Raw genomic sequence first — 15418 nt, 5'->3', positions numbered from 1 at the left:
GGGATCAGACTTTGGAAGTGACAAACAAGGACTCCGGGCGAGGCAAATCCCGGCGGACAAGCATCATTGTGGTCGTGGTGGTCCTGGCGTTGGCGGCCGGGGGTTTCGGCGCCTGGTTCGCCTTTCTCCGGCCAGCCGGGGTGCAGCGTGCGGACGTGGAACGGCTGGATAAGCAACGGGGCATCGTGGATCGCTCCATGAACCTTTACAACCCCCTGCTTGAGGAGTTCACGGCACCGTACACCAACGTGGTCGCCGAGGAAGAGGGCGAGCAGGAAAAAGAGCAGGTGTTCAACCGGGAAAGCGATCTGATCAGACGCGAGTCGGCCGCCAACACCGGCAGGCTCGAAGCCATGGCCGCTTCCCCTGTGGCACAGGAGGCAGGGATCGCCGAGCCGTTCCGGCGGTTCAAGGACCAGTACGGGGCCGTGATCGCCTACAGCGACCAGCGGCTCATCAATACGGCCAGCATCACCCGTTCTGTGGGTGGACCGTGCGCCCCGCTCCACAGGGACCTGAACGTCAGCAGCGGGGACTATGCGCAGGACTACGTCAAGACGGCCGATTCCTGCCTGCAGGCCCTGGCGGGCGCAAAAGACAAGGCAGATGCGGACACGGTTCAACTCCTGCAGGGAATCGAAGGCATCGTCAAAGGACAACGCGACAAGCAGCAGGAAGTCCTGGACGCCACGGATGACCTCGGACGCCTTGCCAAAAGCACCACCGCGGGTGTGGCCTTGCTCGACATCAATGATGCCCTGAACAAGGTCCGCACCACGTATGAGGACGCCGTGAAGGCCAGCTCAACCAAGATCGTCGACGACGCGAATGCCGCCAACGCCGAGCTCGAACGTGCCCTCAAATCCCGGCTGGAACAGTTCGAGGCCGCCGGCCAGGAGGGGAAATAGGCCATGACATACGAGAACCCGGGGGTCGCCCCCGAACCCGCCCGCTCACGCCGTCGCCCCGTCATCCTGGTGACCGGCATAGTCCTTGCCGTACTGGTGATGGCCATCGGTGCCCTTGTTGCCGTCAACAACTTCACCGGACAGCAAAAGACCGAAAGCCTCTCCGCGCTGAAGGGAGACCACCTCAACGCACTGGGTGATGCCAGGGGCAAGGTCCAACCGGCAGCCAATGCATACCTGGCCGCCTACAAGAAGGCCCGGAACGCCCCTGCCTCGCGGGACCAGGCCATGAAGGACAGCCAAAAGGAAAAGGACGAATTCCAGCAGGCATCGAACTCCGCCCGCTCTGCGCTGCAGGAGCTGAAGTCGGGGCATGACTCCGCCGACACCCCCGTCGACGTGGCTGTTCAGCAGCTGATCGAATCCCACGAGGACTACTTTGACTACATGGACGGCCTGGTGGAGTCCTACCCGCAGTTTGAGGGCCTCTTCCGCGATGACGAGGCGGCCCGATGCAACGGCCTGTTCGTCGGCTCGAAAGCATCCACCCTGCGGGAACGCCAAACCCTGCTTGCCCAGGCTGCGGAGCCTTGCCGGAAGGCGGCTAGCGATCTGTTGCAGTCAAAGAACAACGCCTACGTGGAGTTCGCCCGGACCTTCGACAACAAGGTCGCTGAGCTGCAGGAACGCGCCGAGGTTACGGCCAAGGGCGAAGAGAACTACACCGAGTTTGTCCGGCTCAAGGACGACCTCGTCAAAAGGGCAGCTGACGCTGAGGCCCGCAACGCCCCGGAGGCGGAAGTGCAGAAAATTGCCGACGACGCCAAGGCCGTCAACGCCCGGATACGTGCGAACCGATCCGAATTCGACTTCGCAGCCAAGCGCTACCTGGCCGGCGTGAAGGACATGCCCTCCACGGTGGAGAACGTCTTTGCCAAAGAGATCTCAGCCGACATCAAGCACTTCGACTCAGTAATTCCCACCCGGGAACAGATCCTCAAAGACACCATCGACGTCGAGTTGACCGCCAAGTAGCACCCGGTTTGAGGGTCCTGCGCTTCGGCACAGGACCCTCAAACCGCTGTCTACCTGGAAAAACGAAGCGTGACCAGCTGGAACGGGCGCAGCACCAGACTGACAGTGGAGTCGTCATGTACCGTCACGCCAGGGGCGTCTGTGCCGCGCTCCAGCAAATCGGTGGCGTGGATAGCCGTGGCGTCAAAGCCCGGCTTCACGACGGCAGATGACCTCTCCCCCAGGGATTCGTAGAGCCGGACCACCACATCGCCCGATCCGTCCTCAGCCAGCTTGACGGCCTCCACCACAATCGCCGGATTGGTCACTGAGACCAGCGGCTCCACGGCGTGCCCTCCTGTGATGTACCGCGGCGCCAGGTTGGTGCGGTAACCCTCCTCCACGGCGTCAGCTATCCCTGCACCGGGCCTGACGGACAGTTCAAGGGTGTGTTCGCCCCGGTCCGCTTCCGGGTCCGGGAAGCGGGCGGAGCGCAGCAGCGAGGTGCGCACCGTCGTCGTCGTTCCGCCGTCCTCACGGACCGCCCTGGTGACGTCATGGCCATAGCTGGAGGAGTTGCTGACCGCCACCCCGTATCCGGGTTCGGCGACGTGAATCCAGCGGTGGGCGCAGATTTCGAACTTGGCGACTTCCCAGGACGTGTTGGTGTGGGTGGGCCGGAAAACGTGACCAAACTGCGTCTCGGACGCAGAGCGGTCAGCACGGACGTCCAGCGGGAAGGCGATCTTCAGCATCTTTTCGCGCTCTTGCCAGTCCACCGTGGTGGCGATGCCCAGTGACTTCGAGCCGGCGTCGAGCGTGATGCGCTGCGTGATGGTGGAGGCGCCCACCTTGCGTTTGACAACCACGACGGCGCCCGCTGCGGTGCGCTCGAGGTCGGCGCTGTCCGCCCGGGTCAGCGGGGTGACGTTCCGACGGTAGAACTCCTCGATGTCCCAGGCATCCCACTCGTTCGGGGTGTCGCGGAACAGCTCCAGCAGGTTGCCCACCTGGCCCGGAGCGATGGCCTCACGGCCACTGGCATGGTCCACCAGCGACGTCAGCAGGCCGTCAGGGCTCAGGACTGCGCGGATGACGCCGTTGTCGAGCACGAAACCCTGGACGTCGCCCTCCGCCCGCACGGTCGGATCCGAGATGCGTGCTTCGCCGACACCCAACGCGGGCACGCCGGCGCGCACGTGCGGGGCAGCGTTGAGCAGGTACTCAGTGTCGCCTGGTCCCACCAGGGCCTGCGCAGCGGCACTGATGATCCCTTCAAGGTCGCGCGCAATGGCCTCGTAATTACGCTCCGCGTCCTGATGGACCCATGCGATGGAGCTGCCCGGCAGGATGTCGTGGAATTGCTGCAGCAGGACCAACCGCCAGAGCCGCTTCAGTTCTTCGTAGGGGTACGCATAATCCGCACCGAGGCGGACGGCGGCCGTGGAACACCAAAGCTCTGCTTCGCGGAGAAGGTGCTCGCTGCGGCGGTTTCCGCGTTTTGTCTTGGCTTGGCTCGTGTACGTTCCACGGTGCATTTCCAGGTACATCTCCCCCACCCACACCGGAAGGTTCGCGTACTCGGCCTCGGCTTTGGTGAAGAAATCCCGGGCCGTGCCCATTCGCACCTTTGGCGATCCCTCAAGGTCTGCGGTGCGGTGGGCGGCGGCGACCATTTCGCGCGTGGGCCCGCCACCGCCGTCGCCGTAGCCGAAGGGCACCAGCGACATGGTGCCACGGGCGTGGTCGCGGTAGTTTCGTTCAGCGTGGGCCAACTCCCGGCCGTGCAGCTCGGCGTTGTAGGTGTCAACGGGAGGGAAGTGCGTGAACAGCCTGGTCCCGTCGATCCCTTCCCACGAAAACGTGTGGTGCGGCATCTGGTTAACCTTGTTCCAGGAAATCTTTTGCGTGAGGAACCAGCGCGAACCGGCTGCCTTGACGATTTGTGGGATCGCCCCGGAGTAGCCAAAGGAATCGGGCAGCCATGCTTCCTCGCACTCCACGTCGAACTCTTTGAGGAAGAAGCTCTTGCCCTCCACGAACTGGCGTGCCATGGCCTCGCCACCGGGCATGTTTGTGTCGGACTCCACCCACATCCCGCCCACGGGAACGAACTGTCCGGCTTTGACTTTCTCCCTGATCCGGACAAAGAGCTCTGGGAAGTACTCCTTCATCCATGCCATCTGCTGGGCGGAGGAACAGGAGAAGACGAAGTCCGGGTCTTCGTCCATGAGGGCCACCACGTTCGAGAATGTGCGGGCACATTTGCGGATGGTCTCGCGGACCGGCCACAGCCAGGCCGAGTCGATGTGGGCATGGCCTGTGGCCAGGAGTTGATGAGCTGACGCATACGCCGGCCTGCTGAGGACTTCCCGGAGGGCTTCACGGCCAGCGGCGGCGGTACCGGCGACGTCGTCCGGGTCCATGATGTCCAGCATGCGTTCCAGGGCGCGCAGGATCTCGTTGCGCCTGGGCAATTCGGTGGGCAGCTCATGCATCAGGCCGCTGAGCGTCCAGATGTCCTGGTTGAGTTCCCACACAGTTTCGTTCAGCTCCGCCATGGCGATACGACCCAGACGGTAACGGGGTTCATCACCGGACGTCGCTTTGTCTCCCAGCGGAGTGGGCGCGAAGGACCAACCCTGCGCTACGTCCGGGTTGGCCGCTGCCTCCACATAGAAGTCCACTGAGTGTCCGCCGCCGAGAAGTTTCAGGGGTACGTGGTAGTTCCTGGGCGAGATGGCTTTGATGATGCTGCCGTCCGCACGCCAGGCGGTACCTTCGCATTGGAATCCGGGGACATCGCTGTTGAAACCAAGGTCCACGATGATCTCCACCTCAGTGGAATCCGCCATTCCCCAGTCCTGGGGCACCTCGCCTTGCAAGCGCAACCATTTGGTGCTCCAGGCCTTGCCCCATGCGGCGCCCTGCTCCTGCGGGGTGAAAAGCTGGCGCATGGCCTCGGCGGCGGGCACCGGCTCACCGGGAGCATCCCAGCTGCTGAGCTCCAACGGTATGGCCCTGCCATAGATGGCCGGAAGAATGCGTTCCCGAACAAATCGATCGAGACGCTGTTCAGTGATCCGGCGGTCGTCGTGCAATTAATTCCCCTTTGGGCGTCGGCTTTAAGGACACGGCGTGATGGCAGGTTCCCCACAGGCCGTTTTTCAACGCCTGTTCCTGATACCCACGGTTCCATTCGATGGATAAAATCTACGTTGTTCCAGCTCAATAGCCAAGTGACCGGCGAATTGCCAGGGTGGCCCTACGAACCCGTCTCTCCCGTAATCCTGTCCCGTCCCGCGTACACGTTGAGGCTGGAACCCCGGCTGAACCCCGCCAACGTGATGCCCGATTCCACGGCCAACTCCACTGCGAGGCTGGATGGAGCACTGACTGCGGCCAGCACAGGTATGCCCGCCATCGCAGCCTTCTGGACGAGCTCGAAGGACGCCCTGCCGGAAACCTGCAGGACTGTCCCCCGCAACGGGAGCATGCCGGCGCGCAAAGCCCAGCCAACCACCTTGTCCACCGCGTTGTGGCGCCCCACATCCTCCCGCAGGCAGAGCAGCTCTGAAGTGCCGTCGTCGTGAATCCTGAACAGTCCGGCGGCATGGACGCCGCCTGTCTTCTCGAACACGGCCTGCGCCTCGCGGAGACGGTCCGGGAGGGCGGCAAGGACGCCTACCGGAACGGTGACGTCGTCCTCCTGCGGCGTGTGGTGCGAGGATTTGCGGACCGCCTCGATGGAGTCCGTGCCACAGATGCCGCACGAGCTTGAGGTGTACACGTTCCGTCCGGTGTCCGGGCGTTCCACATCGGGGCGCAACTGGGCGTCAACGACGTTGAAGGTCTGCACGCCGTTCTCGTCCTCCCCCGAGCAGAACCGCTCGGAGATCAACTGCGAAGGCTCCCAGATGATGCCCTCGGAGACCAGGAATCCTGCGACGAGGTCGAAGTCGTCTCCCGGCGTACGCATGGTCACCGAGAAGGACATGTCGCCGAGACGGATCTCAAGGGGCTCCTCCACGGCAAGGACATCTTCCTTGAACCGGACTGGGTGCTCCAGCGCCTGGGGAGAGCCGTCCAGGACGAACTTATGCACCTTGCGTCGCTGGGTTACGCGTCCCATGTCAGGCCACCTCGCTTTCGTGCCGGACGAAGCGCACCGTCATCGCTTTGTAGCCCGGGGTGTTGGATTCCCTGGCCACCAACTCGCGATGTACCAGTGCGTTGGCTTCCGGGAAATAGGCGGCAGCGCAGCCCTTGGCTGTGGGGTATTCAACGAGCCGGAATTTGTTGGCCCGCCTTTCCGAGCCGGCATAGGTGGAGATGACGTCCACCAGGTCTCGGTCCTGGAAGCCAAGCTCCACCAGGTCAGCGGAATGGACGAGTATCACGCGACGGCCCTCCGAAACTCCACGGTAACGGTCATCGAGCCCATAGAACGTGGTGTTGTATTGGTCATGGCTTCGCACGGTCTGCAGGATCAGATGGCCCGCGGGGGCTTCCAAATACTCCAGTGGACGAACGCTGAAGCGCCCCTTGCCGATGTCGGTGGCAAAGGTACGGGTATCGCGTGGCGGGTTGGGCAGCACGAAACCATTCTTGGTACGCACGCGGGCATTGAAGTCTTCAAATCCAGGAATGACACGCGAGATGTGGTCCCGGATCACGTCGTAGTCATCCGCCATGGCCCGCCAGTCCACGCCATGGTCATCGCCAAGGGTTGCCTGAGCCATGCGGGCTACGATCACCGGTTCACTGAGCAGGTGCTCCGAGACCGGTTCCAGCCGTCCCTGCGTTTTGTGGATGACCGACATGGAGTCCTCCACGGAGAGGAACTGCTTACCCTTGGGGTGTTTGTCGTCGGTGTCGGTACGGCCCAGGGTGGGCAGGATCAAGGACGTCTTGCCGTGGACCACGTGTGCGCGGTTGGGCTTGGTGGAAATGTGGACCGTCAGCCCGGCACGTTTCAGGCCTTCTTCCAGTGCCGCCGTGTCCGAACCGGCCGCGGCGAAGTTGCCGCCCATGGACACGAAGACATCCACTTCACCCTTCTCCAGGGCGTGCTGGGTTTCCACCGAATCGTAGCCGTGGTCGCGCGGCATCCGGAAGCCGAACTCCTCGTCCAGGGCCGCAAGGAACGACTCCTTGGGCTTCTCCCAGATGCCCATGGTGCGGTCACCCTGCACGTTCGAGTGGCCGCGGACCGGGCAGGCTCCGGCGCCCCGCTTGCCGAAGTTGCCCTGGAGCAGCAGGAGGTTGATGATTTCACGCAAGGTATCCACCGAGTGGGGCTGCTGGGTCAGGCCCAGCGCCCAGCAAATGATGGTCGCCTTGGAGGCAGCCATCATTTTCGCAGCCTTGGTGATCTCCGCGCGGGTCAGGCCCGTGGCGCGCTCCGTCTCATCCCAGTCCACCACGGACCGGGCCTCCGCGTAGGCAGCGAAGCCTTCGGTCTGCTGCGTAATGAAGGAATGGTCGACGACGTTCCCCGGGTTGAGCTTCTCCTCCTCCAGGAGCAGGTGGCCCAGCGCCTGGAACAGTGCGAGGTCTCCGCCCACCTTGATCTGCAGGAACTCGTCGGCGATGGTGGTGCCGCCACCGATCACTCCGTTGAGGGACTGCGGGTCCTTGAAGTTCAACAGTCCCGCTTCGGGAAGCGGGTTGACGGCAACGATCTTTCCGCCGTTGTTCTTGCAGTCCCGCAGCGCTGACAGCATCCGGGGGTGGTTCGTTCCGGGGTTCTGGCCAACCACCAGCACCAGCTCCGCATGGTGGATGTCCTCCAGGGACACCGTGCCCTTGCCGATTCCAATGGTGGGGTTCAGCGCGCTGCCGGAGGATTCATGGCACATGTTCGAACAGTCCGGGAGGTTGTTGGTGCCAAGGCTGCGGGCGAACAACTGGTACATGAATGCGGTCTCGTTGGCGGTGCGGCCAGAGGTATAGAACACGCACTTGTCCGGCGTGGTGGCGTTAATGTGTTCCCCAATGAGGGCGAAAGCATCTGTCCAGCTGATGGGCGAATAGTGGGTGTCACCGGGCTTGATCACCACAGGCTCGGAAATCCGGCCCTGGCTCCCCAGCCAGTACTCGGTCTTGCCTTCGAGTTCCTTGATGGAGTGCTCGGCCCAGAAAGGCGCGCCCACTGTCCTGGTGGTGCTTTCCTCGGCGATCGCCTTGGCGCCGTTCTCGCAAAACTCTGCCGGGCTTCGCCTTCCGGTAATGGATTCCGGCCACGCACATCCCGGGCAATCGAAACCGCCATGCTGGTTGACCCGCAGCATGGAGCGGACCGTGCGGGTGACCCCCGCTTGGGAATAGCCACGTTCAAGGGCCACTGTGACGGCCTTGACGCCGGCTGCGGCTCGTTTGGGCGGGTGGATCTGCAGGTCATCTTCGTTGATGTCCTGTTCGGGAGCGTGCCTGTTCATGAGTCCATCATTGCATCTTGGCCGGACACCCGGTCTACAGTGCATGCGCCGTTCAAGCGTCCAGCGCACTCCAGTCCACCGGACCGGCAGGGGCCTTCTTCGCTGGCCTGGCCGGTGCCTTGCGGGGCTTGTCATCCGCCGGCTTGGGTGCGGGCAGCGGCTTGCCCCAGGGCAGCGCGAACGCGGGGACCAATTCCCCCATCTGTACGCCGTGCGGCGGGACCACCATGACCCCATCCGCAGCTGCGAGCCCGCGCATCATCCCAGGACCCGCATGCTGGGCTGGCGACGCCAGGCCGTACATCAGCCTGAAGGGCATCAAGCGGGTCCGGCCGGGATCCGCGTCAATCATTGCGCCGCAGGGCACCTCGGCTACGTCTTCGAGTTTGCCGTGTCCCAGGGCCGCCAGGAGGGGCCCGCCCACCGTAAACAAGGCCATCATCGCCGCGAGCGGGTTTCCGGGCAGTCCCAGCACGAAGCGCCCGTCCGGCAGTTCGGCCAACACCGCCGGATGGCCCGGACGCATGGCGATGCCATCAATCAGCAGCTCACCACCAAGCTCGGCCACCGCCTTCCGGAAGTGGTCGGTCCCCGAACGCCCGGTGCCACCAGTGGTAATAACGACGTCGGCTGGCGGCTCGGCTTCCACGTCAGGTCCGCCAGGCAGCGGCTCCGTATCCTGGAAATCCGTGTCCTGGAAGGCGGCCAACCATTCCTCGTAGCTGTCGCCCACCCTGAGGCGCTCGCCCGCGATGCCGCCCAAAAGTTCCACTACGGACCCCAGTTGCGGACCAAAGGTGTCCCGGACCTGCCCCGGCCCTGGAACGCCGTGGACAACTACCTCTGAACCCGTCAGGAGGAACCGGACCAGGGGTTTGCCCAGGACATTCAGGTGGTCCAGTCCGGCAAGGGCCGCCAACGCTATGTGCGCCGGATTCAGCACCGTCCCGGCCTTGAGCAGGACCTCCCCCTCCGTGGCCTCTTCGCCGGCCCTGCGGATATGTTGGCCGTTCCGTGGCTCCCCCGGCTTCGCCCTGCCGCCGAGCGCAAGTATCGGCAGCCCGTCGTCGTCCGTGGTGATATCGCCGCTCTCGCTGCGCAGCACGGCTTTGGCGCCGGGCGGTATCAGGCCACCAGTAACAATGGGGCTCGCCTGGTGCGGTGCCAGCCGCTGCCCTGGCTCGCTAAGAATCCACGGACCGCTGCCGTTGACGGCCCAGCCGTCCATGGCCGACGACGCGTAATGGGGCATGTCCTGGACGGCCAGGACGTCCGAGGCCAACGTGCGGCCGATTGCGGAACTGATCGGGACCGGACCGGGCGGGATGGGTGCAGCAACCTCGAATGCCCGGCTGCGAGCCTCCTGCCACGTGTGTGCCGCGTGATGGCCCTCCCTGGGGGCCTCCGTCATTCGGCGTCAGTCCCGGTCTCCGCGTATTCCTTGGCTACCTTGCGGGCCAGGTCCAATGCCGCGTTCATGGAGGCATCGTCGCTTGCCTGGCCAATCCCCCGGGCCATTCCGGCCGCGTACCCGGCTATGAAGGTGGTCAAGGGAGCAGCGGGCCGCACGACTGAATGCGCGGCTACTCCGGCGACTGCGAGGACCTCATTGACGTCCACTTCGACGCCTTCCAGCTCGAACGCCTGCAGCAGTGTGCGGCACCATTCCTCGAGCGTCTCTTCCTGGCTCTTCACGTCCGCCTCCAAGTCGTAGTCAATGCCCAATGCCGTGGCGTCCTCCCACGTATCCACATCATCCGTGGCCCCGGCGGGGACGTCGACATCCAGCAGGTTCAGCCTAGCAAGCAGCCGGAACACAGAAGAGTCCGTTAACCCGGACCCGCTCGAAGCTTCCGCCACTTTCCGTTCCAAGGCCGCGGTGCTGTACACCCCCAGCAAGGGCTGCTTACGGCCGTCAACAGACACCGCCATGGCACCATCCACCTCCGGATGCATTTTGAGCGCCGCCCAAAGGGCACCGACTCCGCGAGCAGCGTGTGGCATGTCGCAAGCCAGCACCAACGTCCACGGGCACGGCAAGACCCGATCCCTTAGCGCGGCCAGCCCAGCGGCTATCGCAGCAGCAGGCCCTGCGAATGGCGGCTCCTCCCGCGCACGGAGGAAGCCTTCTTGTGACGCTGGAACATTGCCTGGACCGTAGGGGCCCACCACAACCACCGCTGCTGCACCGCTCGACGCCTGCAGGGCATGCGAAAGGAGGGTGGCGCCGTCGTACGTCAAAGACGGCTTGGGCACGCCACCGAGGCGGGTGGCCCTGCCACCCGCCAGGACGACGGCGTTGAACTCCATCCGCCCAGATTACCCGGGGCGGGCGGAGTCCGGCAGAAATCGATCAGGCAGCGGATTCCGGCAACAGGAACGGGTCCCAGTCCGGCGCAGGTTTCTCGAGTTCCTTGATCTGCCACATGGTTCCCTGGGGCACGCCGGGCTTGAAACGGAGTTTCCAACCCATCTCAGCCAGCGTGTGGTCGCTCTTGGCGTTATTGCATTTCAAGCACGCCGCAACCAGGTTTTCCCAGGAATCCGCGCCACCCCTGGATTTGGGGTGGACGTGGTCTATGGTGTGCGCTGTTTTCCCGCAGTAGGCGCAGCGGTGGCCATCGCGGCGAAGCACGCCACGGCGGCTCACGGCGGTGATCTTGTTGTACTTGGGGCGGATGTAGCGGTTGAGGAGGATCACGGATGGTCGTCCGAGAATCTCCTGTGGCCCGACGACAGGCTCGTCGCCTTCGGCCACTACGCTCGCTTTCCCAGTCAGCACAAGGACCAGCGCCCGGCGGAATGTTATTACCGCCAGCGGTTCATATCCAGCATTCAGAACGAGTGTGCGCATGCACGTACCTCTTCACGGCCGCACCCGTCAGGGGCACGAGGGCCGGCTGCCCTCTGCATGTACGGGCTGTGGATCGACAAGATAAGGGTAAGCACTTATATGCCGTATCAACGAATCTTTCTGTCGTTTCCCGTGTGGTGTCGGCAAAAGTTCATGCGTGGTTAAAGCGGAACACCCCGCCGGCCTCAGCCTGCGGGGTGTTTCGGGAAGTGCGTAGATCAGCCGTTGACGCGGATGAAAACCGGCCCGGAGCCGACGTTGACGCTGAACAGTGCCGTGGTGGAACCGTTCCATCCACCGTGGACTGCCATGCCGTTGCCGACGTAAACAGCGATGTGGGCCTGTCCAGCCAATCCGCCGTTGGCGTAGTATGCGAGGTCACCGGGCTGTGCTTCTGCTGCACTGACGGTACGGCCCAGGGAGAGGTAGCCGGCCGGCCAGTCATGGAAGTGGATGCCCACGGCTGCCAGGGAGTTGGTCACCAGCATGGTGCAGTCCTGGGTTACGCCGAGCTGGGCGTACGCTGCGGCGGCAATAGCTGCACCGAGGCCGCTGGAAGCTGCCGGAGCCTTGGCGGCCGTAGCCGAGCTGTTGACGGCAAGCGTCGCGTTGCCGGCGGGAGCAGCCGTGGTGCCGCTCTCTGTTGCCTTGGCTTCAGCCTTGGCAGGGGCCTTCTTCTCCACGGGAGCCGGAGCTTCCACCGTGGTGACGACGGGACGTTCGTAGGAGATGGCCACCGTGGAGTCCGCGGCGATGGTGGACTGGACCACTGCCTGGACGTCAAGGGCGGAGGTCGCCGTGGATTCGCGGTCAACGTTGGTCTCGGCGGCGTTCGCTGCGACACCGCTGGTCAGGACCAGACCGGAAGCCGCTGCGATAACGGCCGCCTGGCGGCCTACGGTACCGGCGTTGCCACCGACGGCCTTGGCAATAATGGCAAGCGAGCTGGTCTTGGGGGCCGCAGCGCGATGCCGTGCAACCTTGTTTGCACTGGTCATGATTTTCTCTTTTCGTATCCGCGCGCAGTGGGGTTACACGCGGGTAATGGGCAGCCAGCACTTGGGGGGTATGCTGGCCGGCCCCGAACCGGATGTTTTCTAGCGAAGGGTGAAGAAGGAAGAGGTGCCCGTGGAGGCTGCCGAGTGCAGGAGGGTGCCCTGGCTCGGGTTCAGTGCGCTGATCATCATGCCGTTGCCGACGTAGATGCCGACGTGGGCTCCGCCATTCTGCATGACGAGGTCGCCGGGGGCCGGAGTGCTGGTGGGCTTCATGGCCGTCCAGGCGTTGACGCGGGGAATGCTGATGCCAGCCTGTGCGTAGACCCACTGGGTGAAGCCGGAGCAGTCCCAGCCGTTGGGCGTGGTGCCGCCCCACACGTAGGGGTGGCCGATGCCGGTGTAGGCGATAGCGGCAAGGCCCGAGGCAGCTGCGCTTGCCGCGCCGTCCGTAGCTTCGGAGGACTTAGCGGTGACCGCTGCTGCGGCATCCTGCGAACCGGCGGTGCGCTGGGTAACCTGCGATGCACGCTGGACAACCTTGGGGGCTTCCTTGGTGGCAACGACCGGGCTCTCGAAGGCCACGGTGGCGGTTGGCTCTGCGGTGACGACCGCGGTCACTACCAGCTGCTGGGTGCTGGAAGCTTCAGACTTGGAGACGTCCGTGTCAGCTGCGGTAGCCGGAAGACCGGCGGTGAGGACAAGGCCCGAGGCTGCTGCCAGGACGACGGCCTGACGGCCAACCGAACCGGCGTTGGACGAAACAGCCTTGGAAAGAGTGTTCAAGGGGTTCGTACGAACCGTTTCAGCGCGGTGGCGCGCAGGGGTAGTGCGTGATGACACGTAGGTAGCCTCTCCCAATGCCTGCGAGGTGAGCTGTCGGATTCGGATGGGAGTCATCCGGCCGCGCTGCTTCAAGGAAGCTTTTGCGACTTAACCCCAAGGCCTTCTATCAAAGACCAGAAGTGGTTCCCCCGCCCCTGCCAGACGATTTATGCGAACGGACCTTGAGTGGTGGCAGAGCTAGGCAATCCACTCAAGTGCACCGGCCCCCTAAAAAGCCGATGCGCTTTGTACGGTACAACAGTTGAACGCGAATGTCACATTCAGGTCACGGGGTGTCGCGAAATGCGAGAGGCGACCATCAAGTGGCTTAGAGCCAACCCATGGGATCGACAACTTCTCCGTTGACCTGGACCTCGAAGTGGAGGTGGCAGCCCGTGGATGCGCCCGTGGTGCCGCTCAAAGCGACGGTGTCGCCACGGGTGACCGTCTGGCCAACCTTGACGGTGAAGGACGACAGGTGATTGTAGGTGGTCTCGAGGCCATTGCCGTGATCGATGACCACGCGGTTGCCTCCGCCGTACTCGTGCCACCCGGCGAAGGTGACTTTGCCCGTGGCAGCCGCATGCACGGCGGTGCCGCACTGGGCAACAAAGTCCTGGCCGCGATGGAAGTCGCCTGTGCCGCCGGTGAGGGGGCTGACCCGGTAGCCAAAGGGCGAGGCCGTCGTCAGGGTGTCCAGGGGGCTGGCAAGGGTTCCTACGGATGAGGCGCGCTGGATACTGCCGACCGACTGGGCGCTGAGCAACTGCTTCAGCTTGCCGTCAGGGTCAGCTGCGGTTGCGACGGCAGCGCGGCTGAAGTCGATCTTTGCAGACGCGGCCGCGGAAACCTCTGGCTGGCTGCCGCCGGATACGGCAAGGGCGGACTCAGTTTGGCCCGACTCCGACGTTGCCATCACGGGGCTTGTGGCCGGCAGTCCGACAGTCAGGGCCAAGCCGGTGGCGGCGAGTGCCACTCCGGCTTTCTGCCCGACGCCACTGGCTGCGGCAAAGTCGGCAACCTGGCGCAATGGGCTCTTACGGCGGCGGACCTGACGCTCAGTGTCGCGGGGCCGGATCTCCATTGTGGCGCGGGCTGGCCGCAGCTCAACAGCGGGGCCGGTCGCGCGGCGACGACCCCTGACGTTCTGCGATGTCAAACTCTGTTCCTCTCTGAAAAGCCTGCGAAGTTAGCTGTCGGATTCGGGTCAGAGAGTTCAAAGACCCGGTCCGCACGAAGCGCTCACGGCACACAGGTATCCCAGGAGGGACTTGCGTAAATGGGCACTTCTGCTGCGGACTTCACCCCAAGGCTGCTTCTTTAGACAGCCGCTTGTGGTTCCCCCGCCTCTGCCAGTGGTGGATGGCACACCTGATCCGCTGGCAGAGCTCGGCTCCGGATCAGGTAACGCTTTGGTATCGGCGCTAGTAGATAACTATAGGCGATTAAAGCCTGCAGTAATAAATTCGTTATCAACAGGAAAGCGCGTGATGCCGGGGGCCCTTATCATCAATCCCGGAAAACCGCAGGTCACACAGTCGCGCAGGGCGCCAAAGTGAGGTTTGACACGGCTCAGTACGTTGCGCGGCGAAGATCCCGTCGCCAGGACCCGTCACCCGGCGACACGTCCGACCGGGACGCGCGAGCCCAGGGTGCGTCAGCCCAGGGAGACGAACACGTGGGCTGCAACCTCGGGCGGCAGCTCGAGCGCTCCCTCGATGCCGGGAACCCGGACGGAGATGTATTCGCCTACGCGTTCCAACGACACCGCCGCACCGGGGCGGATGCCGCCCTCGTCCAGTTGGGTGAGGAGTTCCGGCTCTACCTGGATGGGCTCGGCAAGGCGGCTGACAACCACCCGGGAATCGGACGCGTAGCCGTCCATGGCCTGCAGCAGGTTGACGTCGAGCCGCGGGATGGTCTGCGTCGGCAGGCCGCCGAGGGCTTCAAGTCCTGGAATTGGATTGCCATAAGGGGACTCGGTGGGGTGTTCAAGGAGTTCGTAGAGCCGACGTTCAACCCGCTCACTCATCACGTGTTCCCAACGGCACGCTTCGTCGTGGACGTACGCCCAGTCGAGGCCGATGACATCGGCAAGGAGCCGCTCTGCAAGACGGTGCTTACGCATGACCTCGGTGGCGCGTTTGCGGCCCATCTGGGTCAGTTCAAGGTGGCGGTCGTTGGATACGATCACCAGGCCATCGCGCTCCATACGGCCGATGGTTTGTGAGACCGTGGGGCCGGAGTGCCGCAGGCGCTCGGCGATGCGGGCCCTGAGCGCCACAATGTTTTCTTCTTCAAGCTCCAAAATGGTCCGAAGATACATCTCAGTGGTATCGATCAGATCCGTCATCCAGCTCAGCTCTCCTCGAACGCAGTTTC

General features: G+C 63.9%; 12 protein-coding genes and 2 riboswitches. Of the genes, 2 read left to right on the top strand and 10 right to left on the bottom strand.

Going from position 1 to position 15418, the window contains the following annotated elements:
* The first annotated feature begins 17 nt into the window (after nucleotides 1–17).
* A complete protein-coding gene (locus tag J2Y68_RS04465) occupies nucleotides 18–908 on the top strand; it encodes a hypothetical protein (RefSeq protein ID WP_309990263.1) in 891 nt (296 codons plus the stop codon).
* Nucleotides 909–911: 3 nt separating this feature from the next.
* The gene (locus tag J2Y68_RS04460) at nucleotides 912–1943 is read left to right on the top strand and encodes a hypothetical protein (RefSeq protein ID WP_309990261.1); all 1032 of its coding nucleotides are present in this window, start codon (nucleotides 912–914) and stop codon (nucleotides 1941–1943) included.
* A gap of 50 nt (nucleotides 1944–1993) precedes the next feature.
* Here J2Y68_RS04460 and J2Y68_RS04455 read toward each other — a convergent pair whose 3' ends face one another.
* From J2Y68_RS04455 to J2Y68_RS04410, 10 genes are all read right to left on the bottom strand, one after another.
* Nucleotides 1994–5023, bottom strand: coding sequence for an alpha-mannosidase (locus J2Y68_RS04455; protein ID WP_309990258.1), 3030 nt, complete (start codon nucleotides 5021–5023; stop codon nucleotides 1994–1996).
* A 164-nt stretch (nucleotides 5024–5187) separates the two neighbouring features.
* Nucleotides 5188–6054 carry a formate dehydrogenase accessory sulfurtransferase FdhD gene (fdhD, locus tag J2Y68_RS04450; protein WP_309990255.1) on the bottom strand — a complete coding sequence of 289 codons (867 nt, stop codon included), beginning with the start codon at nucleotides 6052–6054 and terminating at the stop codon, nucleotides 5188–5190.
* Between the two features lies 1 nt (nucleotide 6055).
* Nucleotides 6056–8362: an FdhF/YdeP family oxidoreductase gene (locus tag J2Y68_RS04445; protein ID WP_309990253.1), complete on the bottom strand. Its 2307-nt coding sequence runs from the start codon at nucleotides 8360–8362 to the stop codon at nucleotides 6056–6058.
* 52 nt (nucleotides 8363–8414) lie between these two features.
* On the bottom strand, nucleotides 8415–9773 hold the full coding sequence (locus tag J2Y68_RS04440; protein WP_309990251.1) for a molybdopterin molybdotransferase MoeA: 1359 nt from the start codon (nucleotides 9771–9773) through the stop codon (nucleotides 8415–8417).
* Nucleotides 9770–10672, bottom strand: a complete 903-nt coding sequence (locus J2Y68_RS04435) for an NTP transferase domain-containing protein (protein WP_309990249.1) — start codon at nucleotides 10670–10672, stop codon at nucleotides 9770–9772. Before J2Y68_RS04435 ends, J2Y68_RS04440 begins: the two co-directional genes overlap by 4 nt.
* Before the next feature lie 43 nt (nucleotides 10673–10715).
* The gene (locus tag J2Y68_RS04430) at nucleotides 10716–11216 is read right to left on the bottom strand and encodes an HNH endonuclease (RefSeq protein ID WP_039240018.1); all 501 of its coding nucleotides are present in this window, start codon (nucleotides 11214–11216) and stop codon (nucleotides 10716–10718) included.
* Between the two features lie 218 nt (nucleotides 11217–11434).
* Complete coding sequence (locus J2Y68_RS04425; protein ID WP_309990246.1) at nucleotides 11435–12214, bottom strand: NlpC/P60 family protein; 780 nt, start codon at nucleotides 12212–12214, stop codon at nucleotides 11435–11437.
* Between the two features lie 99 nt (nucleotides 12215–12313).
* Nucleotides 12314–13054: a C40 family peptidase gene (locus tag J2Y68_RS04420; RefSeq protein WP_309990243.1), complete on the bottom strand. Its 741-nt coding sequence runs from the start codon at nucleotides 13052–13054 to the stop codon at nucleotides 12314–12316.
* Nucleotides 13055–13058: 4 nt separating this feature from the next.
* Nucleotides 13059–13220: riboswitch (cyclic di-AMP (ydaO/yuaA leader) on the bottom strand.
* A 144-nt stretch (nucleotides 13221–13364) separates the two neighbouring features.
* Nucleotides 13365–14195 carry a M23 family metallopeptidase gene (locus J2Y68_RS04415; RefSeq protein WP_211712866.1) on the bottom strand — a complete coding sequence of 277 codons (831 nt, stop codon included), beginning with the start codon at nucleotides 14193–14195 and terminating at the stop codon, nucleotides 13365–13367.
* Nucleotides 14196–14199: 4 nt separating this feature from the next.
* Nucleotides 14200–14414, bottom strand: a riboswitch (cyclic di-AMP (ydaO/yuaA leader).
* Nucleotides 14415–14693: 279 nt separating this feature from the next.
* Nucleotides 14694–15389: a metal-dependent transcriptional regulator gene (locus J2Y68_RS04410; RefSeq protein ID WP_211712865.1), complete on the bottom strand. Its 696-nt coding sequence runs from the start codon at nucleotides 15387–15389 to the stop codon at nucleotides 14694–14696.
* Between the last annotated feature and the right edge of the window lie 29 nt (nucleotides 15390–15418).

The sequence above is a fragment of the Paenarthrobacter nitroguajacolicus genome (genome assembly GCF_031455195.1).
In the GTDB taxonomy this organism is placed as follows: domain Bacteria; phylum Actinomycetota; class Actinomycetes; order Actinomycetales; family Micrococcaceae; genus Arthrobacter; species Arthrobacter nitroguajacolicus_D.
Note: the sequence above shows the minus strand (reverse complement) of the source record. Positions and strands in the feature narration are given on the sequence as shown.

Excerpts from the sequence above, each read along its gene's own strand:
- J2Y68_RS04460 (WP_309990261.1), top strand. The coding sequence starts at position 912 with ATGACATACGAGAACCCGGGGGTCGCCCCCGAACCCGCCCGCTCACGC.
- J2Y68_RS04410 (WP_211712865.1), bottom strand. The coding sequence starts at position 15,389 with ATGACGGATCTGATCGATACCACTGAGATGTATCTTCGGACCATTTTG.
- J2Y68_RS04435 (WP_309990249.1), bottom strand. The coding sequence starts at position 10,672 with ATGGAGTTCAACGCCGTCGTCCTGGCGGGTGGCAGGGCCACCCGCCTC.
- J2Y68_RS04425 (WP_309990246.1), bottom strand. The coding sequence starts at position 12,214 with ATGACCAGTGCAAACAAGGTTGCACGGCATCGCGCTGCGGCCCCCAAG.
- J2Y68_RS04440 (WP_309990251.1), bottom strand. The coding sequence starts at position 9,773 with ATGACGGAGGCCCCCAGGGAGGGCCATCACGCGGCACACACGTGGCAG.
- fdhD (WP_309990255.1), bottom strand. The coding sequence starts at position 6,054 with ATGGGACGCGTAACCCAGCGACGCAAGGTGCATAAGTTCGTCCTGGAC.
- J2Y68_RS04430 (WP_039240018.1), bottom strand. The coding sequence starts at position 11,216 with ATGCGCACACTCGTTCTGAATGCTGGATATGAACCGCTGGCGGTAATA.
- J2Y68_RS04445 (WP_309990253.1), bottom strand. The coding sequence starts at position 8,362 with ATGAACAGGCACGCTCCCGAACAGGACATCAACGAAGATGACCTGCAG.